Origin of the sequence: Halorubrum sp. SP3, assembly GCF_005435195.1 — an archaeon.
GTDB classification, from domain to species: domain Archaea; phylum Halobacteriota; class Halobacteria; order Halobacteriales; family Haloferacaceae; genus Halorubrum; species Halorubrum sodomense.
Genome location: NZ_SGTU01000002.1, coordinates 146,997 through 159,796, shown reverse-complemented (window position 1 = coordinate 159,796; position 12,800 = coordinate 146,997). Strand labels below are relative to the sequence as shown.

The window sequence follows — 12,800 nt, the reverse complement described above, 5'->3', positions numbered from 1 at the left end:
GGGCCGAATCGCCGGCGAGCGCGTCGGGTACTCGCCCCGTTTATGTCGCTCGCGCCCGTGGGGATCGTATGCGAAACGTGGACGCCGCGGGGCTCGGGATCGGCGACGACCACCCGCCCCGGATCATGGGCGTGCTCAACGTCTCGGAGGAGTCGCCGTACGACCCGAGCGTGTACGACGACCCGGGCGAGGCCGCCGCGTACGTGGACGAGGAGCTGATCGGCGAGGGGGCCGACATCGTCGACGTGGGCCTCGAATCGGCCAACAAGGACCTCGACGTGCTCTCGGCCGAACAGGAACTCGATCGCCTCGACACCGCCGTCGAGACGCTGGAGTCGACCTCGGGCGACGCCGTCTGGTCGATCGAGACGCGCTACCACGAGGTCGCGGACGAGGCGCTCTCGCGCGGCTTCGACATGGTCAACGACATCTGCGGGTTCGCGGACCCCGAGATGCCCCGCGTCTGCCGCGAGCACGACGTCGCCGTCTCGAAGATGGCCTCGCCGCCGGACCTGGAGCGACCGGGGGCCGTCGAGGCCGTGGACGACATCTACGAGGCGCTCTCGATGAACGGCTTCACCGACAAGACGATCCTCGACCCCGCCTTCGGCGGCTGGTCCGAGGCGAAGACCCACGACGACGACCGCGAGACGCTCCGTCGCCTCCGGGAGTTCCGCGGCTACGGCCGCCCCCTGCTCGTCTCGATAAACCGCAAGAGCTTCCTCAAGACCATCGCGGGCCGCGGTACCGAGGAGGCGCTGCCGGTCTCGCTGGCCGCGACGTCGATGGCGGTCGAGCGCGGCGCCCACGTGATCCGGACCCACGACGTGGCCGAGACGCGCGACGCCGCCCTCGTCGGCGCCGAGTTCGCCCGCGACCGCTACCGGTCCGGCCCCGCGTCTGACGCCGTCGCCGTCGAGGAGCTCGACGTGACGACGGTCCGGGAGGCGGAGCGCCACCTCGACCGGATCGGTGCGGCGGAGGTAACCCAGGGCGATCGGCCGGTCGCCGACGCCGCCGTCGTTCGCACCTACGAGCTCTCCGGGCTCGACGAGCCCGCGGTCGGCGCCCTGCGCGCCGCGACCGTCGGCGGCGACGCGGGCGCCGCGGCGTTCGCGCTGGGCGACCCGAACCGAGCGGAGGCCGTCGCGGCCCGCTCGGCGACCGACGGGGGTGCCGGGGTCGACGGTGACACCGGTAACACGGCCGGGAGCGACCGACGCGGACTGCTGATCGGGACGCCCGCCGCGATCGCCTCCGTCAGAGACGCGGTATCCGGCGTTTCAGACGCGCTCGACCACGCGCTCGACGGTATCGACCGACACGTGAGTTAAGAGAAAGTTTATGCCCTCGTGTAGACAACCGATCGACCGGACGCCGGAGGGGCACGCGGGTAGGGGTACTCTGTGCCACTCCGGTCCATACCATATCTCGACCGCCGAGCGGCGCCGCCGCTCCGCGGCGCGTGTGGCGACCCCGGGGGGCGTGATCCGCGCGTGAACTTCGCGACGTTCGAACCCGTCTACGAGGCGGTCATCGCGGACTTCGGCTTCGACCGTGCGGCCGACGAGCGCGCCCGCGACGCCGCCGCCGACCTCGCGACGCCGTTCCCGCTCGACCGCCTCGGCGACTGGCGAGGGGAGACGGTCGCCGTCGCTGGCGCGGCGCCGTGCCTCGCGGACGAGGTCGCGCTCGCCCGCGACGCCGACGTCGTCGTCGCCGCGTCCACGGCCGCCGACATCCTCGCGGACCGCGGCGTCGCCGTCGACTGTCTGGTGACGGACCTCGACAAGAACCCCGAGACCGCCGCGGAACTCACCCGCGACGGGGTCCCGGTCGCCGCCCACGCCCACGGCGACAACCTCCCGGCGGTCCGCGAGTGGCTCCCGCGCTTCGCCGACGAGTGGACGCTGGCGACGACGCAGGCGGCTCCCGTCGGTCCCGTCCGTAACACGGGCGGGTTCACCGACGGCGACCGCGCCGCGTTCCTCGCCGACCACGTCGGGGCCGCCGAACTCGTCTTCCCGGGCTGGGAGTTCGACGATCCCGCCGTCGACCCGATGAAGGCACGGAAGCTCGACTGGGCCGCCCGGCTGCTGAGATGGCTCGAACGGCGTCGCGACGAGCGGTTCGCGGTCTTGGACGGTCGTCGAGAGGCGGCCGACGCGGCGCTCCGGGAGCCCCTCGGCGACCGGTTCGACGACTAATTCGACCCCTGCTCTACGCGCGGTTCCGGGAACAGCTCGCCCTCGTCGCGCTCGCCGATCCACTCCGCCAGCCCGACGAGCTGGTCCGCGGCGGCCTCGAACAGGCGCTCGCTCTTCTCCGGGGTCACGTCGGTCGGGTCGCCGAACGCGCCGTTCGCGGAGTTGTCGATCGAGTCGTAGAACGTCCGGGCGCCGTGGACGGTCGTCTCCGCGCTCTCGAGGTCGACGAGCCCGCCGTCGCGGGCGTCTTCGAGCCGGTCCTCGCGGACGAGCTCGGGCGCGAGGTGGGTGATCATCGCGGTCTCCTTCGGGCCGGCGTGGGGGCCGTTGCGCTCGAAGAGCTCGTCGACCAGCTCCGGGATCGACTCGTCCCACATCCACTCGACCGCGTAGGCGACCTCGTCCTCGTGGAGCCGGCGGCCCACCTCTCGGAGGTGCTGGACGTTGCCGCCGTGGGCGTTCACGAACACGATACGGTCGATGCCGTGGTACGCGAGGTTCCGCGCGAACGACTCGACGTAGTCGCGGAACTCGGGCGGGTCGACCCACATCGTCCCCGGGAACTGCCGGTGGTGAGGGCTGACGCCGACGTTGATCGTCGGCGTGCGGAACGCGTCCGAGCGGTCCGCGGCCGCCGTCGCGAGCCCCTCGGCGATCAGGTGGTCGGTCGCCAGCGGGAGGTGCGGGCCGTGCTGTTCGGTCGAGCCGAGCGGGACGAGCGCGACGGAACCGGGGGACAGCGCGTCGCCCAGCTCCGGCCAGGTGTGGTCCGCGAGGTACATACCGCCGACTCGCGCGCGACACGTATCAACCCCGTCGTCTCGGTCGGGTTCGCCGGGATCGCGTTGGGCGGACGCCGCCGGGATCGCGTTGGGCGGACGCCGCCGGGATCGCGTTGGGCGGACGCCGCCGGGATCGAACGCGTCGCCCGTCGCCGCCGCGCCGGCCCTGCGGCCCGTGTCGACACCCTTTTTGTGTCGTCCGGCCGAACCGAGGACCATGTTCGGAGGCGGCGGCATGAACCCGCGGAAGATGAAACAGATGATGAAACAGATGGGGATCGACGTCGAGGAGCTCGACGCCGAGCGGGTCGTCATCGAGACGGCCGACGGCGACGACCTCGTCTTCGACGGCGCCCAGGTCACCAAGATGGACGCTCAAGGGCAGGAGACCTACCAGATCGTCGGCTCCCCCGACGCGGTGGCCGACGCTGGCGCGGGCGGCGGCGCGACGGCGGTCGAAGGGGGCGACGAGCCCGCGCTCGACGACGCTGACGACGCGGACGACGGAGACGACGGCATCCCCGAGGAGGACGTGAAACTGGTCGCCCAGCAGGCCGGCGTTTCGAGAGAGGCCGCCCGCGACGCCTTGGAGGCGGCCAACGGCGAGCCGGCCCGGGCGATCTCGGACCTCCAGTGACGGACGCCGCGTACCTGCTCGTCCACGAGGACCGCGAGTACTTACTGGAGCCCGGCGAGGAGTTCGGCACCGACCTCGGCGTGCTCGAGGTCCCCGACGATGTCGCGGCCGGCGACACCGTCGAGACCCATCTCGGCACCGTCTTCGAGGTCCGCGCGCTCCGCGGCCCCGACCTGTTCAACCACCTCGAACGCACCGGCGCGCCGATGATGCCGCGCGACGTGGGCCTCGTGATGGGCCACACGGGCGCCTCGGGCGGCGACCGCGTCCTCGACGCCGGCACCGGGACGGGGATCCTCGCGGCGTACCTCGGCCGCGCGGGCGCCGACGTGACGACCTACGAGGTCGACCCCGAGTTCGCCGAGGTCGCCCGCGGGAACATGGCGACCGCGGGCGTCACCGACCGCGTCGAGGTCCGGACCGGCGACCTCACCGAAGAGCTGGACGCGCTCGCCGAGGGCGAGCCGTTCGACGTCCTGACGCTCGACACGGGAGACGCCCCGGCGGTCGTCGAACGCGCCGCCGACCTGCTCGCGCCCGGCGGTCACCTGGCCGTCTACTCCCCGTTCGTCGAGGGGACCCGCGACGCGGTCCTCGCCGCCCGCGAGGCGGGCCTCTCGGAGGTCGAGACGCTCGAAACGATCCAGCGCGAGATGGACTTCTCCGACCGCGGCTCCCGCCCCTCCACGGCGGGCGTGGGGCACACGGGGTACCTCGTGTTCGCGCGAGCGCCCTGAGTTCGGCGCTCACGACGTTTCTCTCCCGTCGCTTTCTCTCCCAGTGCTTTCCTCCCTCAGCGGCGCGCCCCCGTGACCGGCGCAACGCTCATCCGGATCGCGGTAGTCACCGATCGGTGTGACCGCGGACGACGCCGGAACCGAGGCCGACTCCGAGGCCGCGAGCGACGACTTCGACGGGGCGTCCGAGGTCTCCGACGTCCTTCCGCGTCCCGACGACCCGCTCGCCGAGGCGGTCGAGGCCGCGCTGGCGGGGCGGTCCGCGGTCGTCGCGGTCGGCGTGCCGATCCGGCTGCTCCCGGCAGTGCTCGCGGCCCGAGAGCGCTCGTCGGGGGACCCGTGGCGGATCGCGTGCCGCCCCGGCGTCGTCGACGCGCTCTCACGGGCGCTCGTCCTCGGCAGCGCGGTCGCCGAGGCGGTCGAGGGCGGCGAAATCCGGATTCGGACCGGCGAGCCGCTCGGACACGGGACGGGCGGGACGCTGTTCGCGAGCCCGGACCGCGTCGACGCCCTCGTCGGCCCCCGGGGGAGTCGGACGCTCGCGACGACGGCGGCCGACGCTCAGGTAGCGGCGGCCGGTTCGGAGGCTGTCGACGGCACCCGCGCGACGGCCGAGTCGCGGTTCGACGCGGCGTCGGCGGCGACCGTCGGGATGCCCTCGCGGACTCGGCTTCTCGCCCATGCGCGCGAGGTCCTCGACGACCGGTTCGCGGACGACCTGGCGGCCCTACTGGCGTCGCTCGCTCCCGGCGAGTTCGGCCGCACGACCGGGGTGACGGACCGGACGCTCCTCGTCGCGCTCGCGGCGCGCCACGACCACCTCTTCCGAGACCTCCGCGCCTGGGTCGGGACCGACGGCGTCGGGATCGCCCCGGCACAGGAGTTCACCCGGGACCGCCGGGCCCTCGTCGACCGGGAGCTGATCGAGTCGATCAAGGTCCCGATGGGACCGGGTCGGCCGATGTTCCGGCTCCGCGCGGTCGACGACGCCCTGTTGCGCGCGCGACCGGAGGAGGTGCCGAGCATCCTCGACGGGCGATTCGCGCTGCCGACCGACGCGGACGGGCAGATCAGAGACGACGCGAGCCGCGGGGGGCGACGACCCGTCTGGGAGCGTCGGCGGTGGTGACTCCGCGATCCCGGTCGGAGGGTCCGGACCGTCGGCCGACCCGACGTGGCAAGAACTAACTCGCGGCGGCGCCCCCACACGGATATGACGACGTTCTCCGACAGGGTCGAACGGATCTCGATAAGCGGGATCCGCGAGGTGTTCGAGGCGGCCGGCGACGACGCGATCAACCTCGGGCTGGGCCAGCCCGACTTCCCGACGCCGGACCACGCCCGGCGGGCCGCGGTCGACGCCATCGAGGCAGGGAAGGCCGACGCCTACACCGAGAACAAGGGGACTCGGTCGCTGCGCGAGGCGATCGCCGAGAAGCACCGCGCCGACCAGGGAATCGACCTCGACCCCGGGAACGTCATCGCGACCGCGGGCGGCAGCGAGGCGCTTCACGTCGCCCTCGAAGCCCACGTCGACGCGGGCGACGAGGTGTTGATCCCGGACCCGGGATTCGTCTCCTACGACGCGCTGACGAAGCTGACCGGCGGCGAGCCGGTCCCCGTGCCGCTCCGCGACGACCTCACGATCGACCCGAACGCCATCGAGGACGCCATCACCGACGACACCGCCGCGTTCGTCGTCAACTCCCCCGGCAACCCCACGGGCGCAGTCTCCTCCGAGGAAGACGTCCGGGAGTTCGCCCGCATCGCCGACGAACACGACGTGCTCTGTATCTCCGACGAGGTGTACGAGTACACCGTCTTCGACGGCGAGTACTACTCGCCGATCGAGTTTGCCGAGACGGACAACGTCGTGGTCGTCAACTCCGCCTCGAAGCTGTTCTCGATGACGGGCTGGCGGCTCGGCTGGGTGTACGGCGCCGACGAGCGCGTCGAGCGCATGCTGCGCGTCCACCAGTACGCGCAGGCGTGCGCCTCGGCCCCGGCGCAGTACGCCGCGGAGGCCGCGCTGCGGGGGGACCGCGGCGTGGTCGACGAGATGACCGCCTCCTTCGAGCGCCGCCGCGACATCCTCCTGGAGGGGTTCGCGGAGATCGGCATCGACTGTCCGACGCCGCAGGGGGCGTTCTACGCGATGCCGCGCGTCCCGGACGGATTCGTCGAGGCGTGTATCGACCGCGGCGTGGTCGTCGTGCCCGGCGAGGCGTTCGGCGAGGGCGGCGCCGGCCACGCGCGGATCTCGTACGCCACCGACGAGGCGGAGCTGCGCGAGGCCCTCGACGTCATGGCCGAGGCGTACGCGGCGACGCGCTGACGGCGGGGAACCGCGACGCGGCCGCAACATCTGCCGAGCCATAACCCGAGAGCATTACCCCGGCCCGGGAGGTTTCCGCAAGTTATACTGCCGACGGCGGAGTAGCGAGGGGCAATGGACCGGAACATACAGGTCAGCCGCCTCGACCGGCAGGCGGTCGAGGACCAGGAGGTCGAAATCGTCGAGCGAAAGGGGATCGGTCATCCCGACTCCATCTGTGACGGCGTCGCGGAGTCGGTCTCGCGGGCGCTCTCGCAGCTCTATCTGGACCGCGTCGGCAAGGTGCTCCACTACAACACCGACGAGACGCAGCTGGTCGCCGGCCGCGCGGCCCCGGCGTTCGGCGGCGGCGAGGTCGTCGAGCCCATCTACATCCTCATCGTCGGCCGCGCCACGAAGGAGTACGAGGGCGAGCAGCTCCCCGTCGACTCGACCGCGCTCGCGGCCGCCCGCGACTACCTCTCCGAGGCGATCCCGGAGCTGGAGTACGGCACCGACGTCGTCGTCGACGTCAAGCTGGGCGAGGGCTCGGGCGACCTCCAAGACGTCTTCGGCGAGGAGACCCAGCAGGTGCCGATGGCCAACGACACCTCCTTCGGCGTCGGCCACGCCCCGCTCACCGAGACGGAGACGATCGTCTACGAGGCCGAGCGCGCGCTCAACACGACGTACCACGACGACCACCCCGAGCTCGGGCCCGACGTGAAGATCATGGGCAAACGCGAGGGCGACCGGATCGATATCACCGTCGCCGCCGCGATGGTCGATCGGTACGTCGACGGCCTCGACGAGTACGACGACGCGGTCGAGAGCGTCCGCGAGTACGTCGACGACCTCGCCCGCGAGTACACCGACCGCGAGGTGGGCGTCGACGTCAACACCGCCGACGACTACGACGAGGGCTCCGTCTACCTCACCGTCACCGGCACCTCCGGCGAGCAGGGCGACGACGGTTCGGTCGGGCGCGGCAACCGCGCGAACGGCCTCATCACGCCGAACCGACCGATGTCGATGGAGGCGACCTCCGGGAAGAACCCCGTCAACCACATCGGGAAGATCTACAACCTCCTCTCGACGCGGGTCGCCGAGTCGGTCACCGAGGAGGTCGACGGGATCAGGGACCTCCAGGTCCGGCTGCTCTCGCAGATCGGCCGCCCGATCGACGAGCCGCACGTCGCGGACGCCCAGATCGTCACCGAGGGCGACGTGACGTTGGCCGACATCGAGGCCGACGTCCTCGAAATCGTCGACCGCGAGCTGGCCGACGTGACGGACGTGACCCGCAGCGTCATCGAGGGCGACGTCTCGACGTTCTGAGCGCGGACACGGTCGGACCGTGAACCGGGGCGAGCCACACCGGCCCGAGGTTTCTACAGGCGAGGCGCCGTACCGGACGGCATGGCAGACACGCCGACGGACGTCGAGCTCAAGGCCGACCTGACCGACGACGCCGCGCTCGTCACCGGCGCGACGCGCGGGATCGGCGCCGAGATCGCCGCGGAACTCGCCGATCTGGGAGCGACCGTCTACGCCGGGGCGCGCGACCCCGACGACGTGACCGCGGCGGACCAGCGCGCGGTCCGGTTGGACGTGACCGACGACGCCGAGGTTCGCGCCGCGGTCGACCGGATCGAGCGCGAGGCGGGCTCGCTCGACGTCCTCGTGAACAACGCGGGCGTGTTCCCGCGGTCGGGACCGCTCCACGAGATGGATGTCGCGGACTTCGACCGCACGACGGCCGTGAACCTCCGCGGGCCGGTCGTCCTGACCAAGCACGCGCTGCCGCTGCTCTTAGGGGGGACCGGGGGTCGCGTCGTGAGCCTCTCGTCGGGGCTGGGCCAGTTCACCGAGGGGGAGATAGGCGGCGGGTATCCTGCCTACCGGCTCTCGAAGGTCGGCGTCGGCGGGCTGACGGCGTACCTCGACGGCGAGTACGGCGAGCGGGGGCTCATCGCGAACGCCGTCTCGCCGGGCTGGGTCCGGACCGACATGGGCGGCGACGAGGCGCCCCGAACCCCCTCGAAGGGCGCCGAAACGCCGGTCTGGCTCGCGCGGTTCGCGCCGGGGAGCCCCGCGGGGCACCTCTGGAAGGACCGCGAGCGGATCTCGTGGTAGGGCCGACCGCAACCGATTTCACCGCTCCCCGCGACCGCCGAGGTGTGACGCGGGTGTGTCTCCTCGGCGACCCCGACGTGGAGCTCTCCTACGAGCTGCTCTCCCGCGAGACCGCGCGGGACGCGCTCGCCACCTACCGGATCGAGGAGCCCTTCGAGAACAGCGTCGCCGTCGACACCGTGAGCCTCGGCGCCGCCGTCTCCCTGCTCAACGACCTCGACTGGTACCTCGTCCGCTTCGTCGCGGAGGCGCTCGTCCTGGAGCCCTCGGTCGCGACCGACGAGTGGCTCTCGCGCGACCTCGCCCGCGAGGTCCGCGACGGCGACGTGCCCCCCGAGGAGACCGACCAGCGACTGAAGGTGTTCGGGCTCGTCGACGGGCGCCCGGTCGAGCCCCTCTTCGTCCGGCGGCGACAGGGCGAGAGGCCAGAGTACGACCTCCGCGACGTGGACGAGACCCTCGTCGTCCGCGTGAGCGAGTCAGAGTTCTCCGGATGAAAGCGGAGACCCCTCCTCACTCGTCGACTTCCGCGAGGATCCGCGTCCGGACCGGGTCGACGTCGACCGGCGCCCACGCCTCCACGTCGTAGGTCACGTCCGCGAGCGTCTCCAAGCGGTCGTCGTCGCCTTCCCCTATCGCCTCGATCGCCTCCTCGCGGAGCCGGTCGAGCACCGCGTCCGCGAGTGCCTCGCGGTCGACGCCGCGGTCGGGCACGTCGAGGATATGCGGGAGGTCTTCGGCGCCCTCCGGGAGCGTCGAGAACGCCGCCGGACCGACCGCGAGCACGGTCGACTCCTCGGCGTGCTCGGTTTCGGCGTCCGCTAGGTCGCCCGCGTCGCCCCCCGAGAGCGCCTCGTCGGGAGCCGGCACGAGCGCGTACTCGGCGACCGCGAGGTCGATGGCGGCGTCGATGGCGTCCTCGTCGACCTCGGCGCGCTGCTTGAACGCAAGCTCGGAGAGCGCCCGCGACAGCTCCGTGCGGGTGAGCCACCCGAACAGGTCGACGACGCCGGCGAGGTCGTCGCGCGCGGCGACGCTCGGCCCGCTTCCGTCCGCCATCTCAGTCCTCCCCCGGAGCGGGCTCCGCCTGCCCGTCGTCGGTCGCCTGAGCGCCGGCGGCGTCGATCCCGCCGGTCGCCCCGTCGCCGCGAACCGCGTCGAGGTCCGCGCGCGCGGCCTCCCGGACCTCATCGGGGTCGACCGGCGCGTCCTCCCACGCCGGGAGCCGGGTGTCGGGACCGGGCTCGCCGAGCGCCTCGGCATAGGTCGCCACCTGCGACCGCTCGTCGGCCGCGTCGTACGAGAGGCCGTTGAACCCCGCGTCGGTCGCGTAGCCGTCGACCAGCGTCTCCGCGGCGTCGCGGTACCGCTCGGCGAGGCCGTCGTAGTCGACGTCGACGCCGGCGTCCTCGACCGCGCGCAGCGTCGCCGCGCCGACCGCCCGGCTCATGTCCGCGAGGCCCGTCGGCCCCTCGACGGAGCGGTGGTCGTGCTCGTAGCGCCCGAGGTCGACCTGCGCGCTGTCTCCGAAGCCGGCGTGACCGAACGCCTCGCCGAGCGTCCCGACCTCTAACCCCCAGCCGCGCTGGACGCGGAGCCGCGAGACGAGGTCGCTCGTCGCCGCGAACTCGCCGGCGAGCGCGTAGCGGAACGCGGAGAGGTACTCTAAGACGTCGGGCATTCGGCCGGGCGCGGCATCGGCGAGCGCGCGGACGAGCGGTCGGAAGAAGAGCCTGAACAGCCGCCCGTACAGCGAGCCGTCCTCGACGCGGGCGTAGTACCCCTTCGAGAAGTCGTAGCCGCGCCCCAGCGGGAACAGCAGCCGGTTCACGAACGCCGGCGAGTACGTCTTCGTGTCGGCGTCGTGGACGACGACGAACTCCTCGTCGAGCGCGCGACCGAGGGCGAGCCACACGTCGCGCCCCTTCCCGCGGTCGCCGTCGAGTCCCCGCGCCTCCAGCAGCGACGCGAGCCGGGGGCCGTCGCACCACAGCGTCTCGACGTCGAGGTCGAACCCGTCGAGCCACTCCGCGAACGCCCCGGCGCGGTCGGCCGACGCTCGCAGCGGGACGATCACCCGAGCGGGGTCGACGGTCTCCAGCGACGAGAGCACGCGCTCGGCCGCGAGCGTCCCGTACTCGCGCTCGGTCATCGGCACGACGACCGCGGCCCGGTCCGTGGGGGCGTCGGGCCGGTGGTCGGTCAACGCGTGAAGGGTCGTCACGCGCTCCTGAACGTACTCCATTTACCGATCACAAGGGCGGGACGCCCAAAACAGGTGCGGTACCGTAGGCGCGTGCCGGTCCCGACCGGCCGCGCTCCGCCCGCGCGGCCTCAGACCGCACGCGTCGCGCCCGCGGCGCCGCCGGGAACGCGCCCGAGGCGGTACAGCGCCGCGTACGCGACGACGAGAGCCGCGAGCCCGCCGGCGAGCGCGAGGAAGACGGCGTCGTACGTCGCGCCCGCCTCGACGGCCTCGCCGACGACCCAGGAGCCGGCCGCCTGCGTCGACATCATCCCGGCGGAGAACATCGCGTACGCCGACGCGCGCGACTCGTCGGGGAGGGACCCGAGGAGGTACGTGTCGCCCGCCGGAAACAGCATGTGGATGGCGAAGCCGACGACGACGCTCGCGGCGATCACCGCCGCCAGCCCCTCTGCGACGACGACGAGGACGACCCCGCCGACGAACGCCGTGACGATACCGAGCAGGTACGGCACGTGGGGAAGCCGGTCCGCGAGGTCGCCCGACACGAGGAACGCGGGCACGCCGGCGGCGAAGATCACCGTCAGGAGGTTCCGCGCGGTCGCCGGCGGCAGCCCCTTGTCGATCATGTACAGCTCGTAGAAGTTGAACAGGCCCTGCCAGACGAAGCTCGTGAGCCCCATCAGCACGACCCCGGCGAGGATCAGCTTCCACTCGCCGCGGGCGGCCGCGAGGAAGTCGGTGTCTCCCGCGCCGGCGTCCGGGAGATTGGTCCGCGCCGCGAGCGCGGCGAACACGAGTGTGCTGGCGGCCGCGGCGGCCGCGAGCCCGTAGAAGGCGTACCGCCAGTCGTACCACAGCGCGACGGTGACCGCGGGCGCGGCGATGACGGCGGCGAGCTGGCTCGCGGTGCCGTGAACGCCCATCGCGCGCCCGACGCGCCGGGGGAACAGCTCCGCGATGAAGGGGTTCGCGGCCACGAAGTAGACGCCCGAGGCCAAGCCGATCGCGAAGGCGGCGACCATGAGCGCGAGGACGCTCGGCGCGAGCGCGACGCCGAGCGCCCCCGCGGTCAGCATCGCGCCGGAGACGAGTATCACTCGTCGCCGCGTGAAGCGCGTGAGCGCCCAGCCGGCGGGGATCCGCGGAGCCGCGGAGCCGAGCCACGCGAGCGTGACGATGAGGCCCGCGGTCCCCTCTTGGATCCCGAACGCGTCGATGAACTCGCCCACGAGGGGCGCGAACACGACCCGCGCGAAGTTGACGAGGAAGACCAGCGCGCAGAGCGATCCGAACAGCCGGGTCCGTGACACGGCAGCGATTCCCCGCGCCCGGACACAAGGGTTGCGAAAGCGGCCGAGCGCGGACGTTACAGACGCGGCCGAGCGCGGACGCCACGGACGCGGCCGAGCGCGGACGCCACGGACGCGGCCGAGTGCGGACGCCACGGACGCGGCCGAGCGCGGACGCCACGGACGCGGCCGAGTGCGGCGCCGTGAAACCGGGTATCGGTCTCGCCGCCCGCCCCGTCTCGGCGTCGGTATCGGCAGACGCGTCAGACCGCTGTCGTACGGGGTTTTTATCCGCCCCGCCGACGAACGGCGGGGTATGAAATCCTCGCGCAAGGGGCTCCGCGACGGCGACCTCGTCAAGGACACCTACGAGCGGCTCAACTGCGCCGACTGCGACAAGGTATTAAAAAAGGAGAACGACCCCGACGAGGTGTTCGCGGTCCGGATCTGTCCGGAGTGCGGAAGCCGGTTCAAGGAGCTTCGCTGACG

General features: G+C 72.4%; 14 protein-coding genes. 10 read left to right on the top strand and 4 right to left on the bottom strand.

Annotated elements, in window-relative coordinates; translation table 11 throughout:
* Positions 1–68 precede the first annotated feature (68 nt).
* Together folP and EXE42_RS02180 are read left to right on the top strand one after the other, a co-directional pair.
* Positions 69–1,334, top strand: a complete 1,266-nt coding sequence (folP, locus tag EXE42_RS02185; protein ID WP_199240724.1) for a dihydropteroate synthase — start codon at positions 69–71, stop codon at positions 1,332–1,334.
* 162 nt (positions 1,335–1,496) lie between these two features.
* Entirely contained in the window at positions 1,497–2,207 is a 711-nt protein-coding gene (locus EXE42_RS02180) for a 6-hydroxymethylpterin diphosphokinase MptE-like protein (protein WP_137705806.1), read from the top strand.
* Here the strand turns inward: EXE42_RS02180 and EXE42_RS02175 are convergent.
* Entirely contained in the window at positions 2,204–2,989 is a 786-nt protein-coding gene (locus EXE42_RS02175) for a creatininase family protein (RefSeq protein ID WP_137693237.1), read from the bottom strand. The genes EXE42_RS02180 and EXE42_RS02175 overlap by 4 nt on opposite strands.
* A 217-nt stretch (positions 2,990–3,206) precedes the next feature.
* On the opposite strand from EXE42_RS02175, the gene EXE42_RS02170 reads away from it, so the two are divergent.
* The 7 genes from EXE42_RS02170 (at position 3,207) to EXE42_RS02140 (ending at position 9,310) form a co-directional block, all read left to right on the top strand.
* The gene (locus tag EXE42_RS02170) at positions 3,207–3,626 is read left to right on the top strand and encodes a nascent polypeptide-associated complex protein (RefSeq protein WP_092922928.1); all 420 of its coding nucleotides are present in this window, start codon (positions 3,207–3,209) and stop codon (positions 3,624–3,626) included.
* Positions 3,623–4,363: a tRNA (adenine-N1)-methyltransferase gene (locus tag EXE42_RS02165; protein ID WP_137705805.1), complete on the top strand. Its 741-nt coding sequence runs from the start codon at positions 3,623–3,625 to the stop codon at positions 4,361–4,363. Before EXE42_RS02170 ends, EXE42_RS02165 begins: the two co-directional genes overlap by 4 nt.
* 118 nt (positions 4,364–4,481) lie before the next feature.
* A complete protein-coding gene (locus EXE42_RS02160; protein WP_137705804.1) occupies positions 4,482–5,492 on the top strand; it encodes a DUF5821 family protein in 1,011 nt (336 codons plus the stop codon).
* An 84-nt stretch (positions 5,493–5,576) separates the two neighbouring features.
* On the top strand, positions 5,577–6,698 hold the full coding sequence (locus EXE42_RS02155; RefSeq protein ID WP_137705803.1) for a pyridoxal phosphate-dependent aminotransferase: 1,122 nt from the start codon (positions 5,577–5,579) through the stop codon (positions 6,696–6,698).
* 114 nt (positions 6,699–6,812) lie between these two features.
* Complete coding sequence (locus tag EXE42_RS02150; protein ID WP_137705802.1) at positions 6,813–8,015, top strand: methionine adenosyltransferase; 1,203 nt, start codon at positions 6,813–6,815, stop codon at positions 8,013–8,015.
* Positions 8,016–8,096: 81 nt separating this feature from the next.
* A complete protein-coding gene (locus EXE42_RS02145; protein WP_137705801.1) occupies positions 8,097–8,813 on the top strand; it encodes an SDR family NAD(P)-dependent oxidoreductase in 717 nt (238 codons plus the stop codon).
* Positions 8,814–8,857: 44 nt separating this feature from the next.
* The gene (locus EXE42_RS02140; RefSeq protein WP_092922911.1) at positions 8,858–9,310 is read left to right on the top strand and encodes a DUF5804 family protein; all 453 of its coding nucleotides are present in this window, start codon (positions 8,858–8,860) and stop codon (positions 9,308–9,310) included.
* A gap of 16 nt (positions 9,311–9,326) precedes the next feature.
* Here EXE42_RS02140 and EXE42_RS02135 read toward each other — a convergent pair whose 3' ends face one another.
* The 3 genes from EXE42_RS02135 to EXE42_RS02125 form a co-directional block, all read right to left on the bottom strand.
* Positions 9,327–9,872 carry a hypothetical protein gene (locus tag EXE42_RS02135; protein WP_137705800.1) on the bottom strand — a complete coding sequence of 182 codons (546 nt, stop codon included), beginning with the start codon at positions 9,870–9,872 and terminating at the stop codon, positions 9,327–9,329.
* 1 nt (position 9,873) lies between these two features.
* The gene (locus tag EXE42_RS02130) at positions 9,874–11,058 is read right to left on the bottom strand and encodes a glycosyl transferase family 2 (RefSeq protein WP_137705799.1); all 1,185 of its coding nucleotides are present in this window, start codon (positions 11,056–11,058) and stop codon (positions 9,874–9,876) included.
* A gap of 89 nt (positions 11,059–11,147) precedes the next feature.
* Positions 11,148–12,332, bottom strand: coding sequence for an MFS transporter (locus EXE42_RS02125; RefSeq protein ID WP_137705798.1), 1,185 nt, complete (start codon positions 12,330–12,332; stop codon positions 11,148–11,150).
* Between the two features lie 295 nt (positions 12,333–12,627).
* Here EXE42_RS02125 and EXE42_RS19185 point away from each other — a divergent pair, with 295 nt between their 5' ends.
* Positions 12,628–12,798 (top strand): HVO_0758 family zinc finger protein, encoded by a 171-nt coding sequence (locus EXE42_RS19185; protein ID WP_199240723.1) that lies wholly within the window; start codon positions 12,628–12,630, stop codon positions 12,796–12,798.
* Positions 12,799–12,800 lie beyond the last annotated feature (2 nt).

What these genes read in the sequence shown, in the direction of transcription:
- EXE42_RS02175 (WP_137693237.1), bottom strand. Translation starts at nt 2,989, where the DNA reads ATGTACCTCGCGGACCACACCTGGCCGGAGCTGGGCGACGCGCTGTCC.
- EXE42_RS02170 (WP_092922928.1), top strand. Translation starts at nt 3,207, where the DNA reads ATGTTCGGAGGCGGCGGCATGAACCCGCGGAAGATGAAACAGATGATG.
- EXE42_RS19185 (WP_199240723.1), top strand. Translation starts at nt 12,628, where the DNA reads ATGAAATCCTCGCGCAAGGGGCTCCGCGACGGCGACCTCGTCAAGGAC.
- EXE42_RS02145 (WP_137705801.1), top strand. Translation starts at nt 8,097, where the DNA reads ATGGCAGACACGCCGACGGACGTCGAGCTCAAGGCCGACCTGACCGAC.
- folP (WP_199240724.1), top strand. Translation starts at nt 69, where the DNA reads ATGCGAAACGTGGACGCCGCGGGGCTCGGGATCGGCGACGACCACCCG.
- EXE42_RS02135 (WP_137705800.1), bottom strand. Translation starts at nt 9,872, where the DNA reads ATGGCGGACGGAAGCGGGCCGAGCGTCGCCGCGCGCGACGACCTCGCC.
- EXE42_RS02150 (WP_137705802.1), top strand. Translation starts at nt 6,813, where the DNA reads ATGGACCGGAACATACAGGTCAGCCGCCTCGACCGGCAGGCGGTCGAG.
- EXE42_RS02155 (WP_137705803.1), top strand. Translation starts at nt 5,577, where the DNA reads ATGACGACGTTCTCCGACAGGGTCGAACGGATCTCGATAAGCGGGATC.
- EXE42_RS02130 (WP_137705799.1), bottom strand. Translation starts at nt 11,058, where the DNA reads ATGGAGTACGTTCAGGAGCGCGTGACGACCCTTCACGCGTTGACCGAC.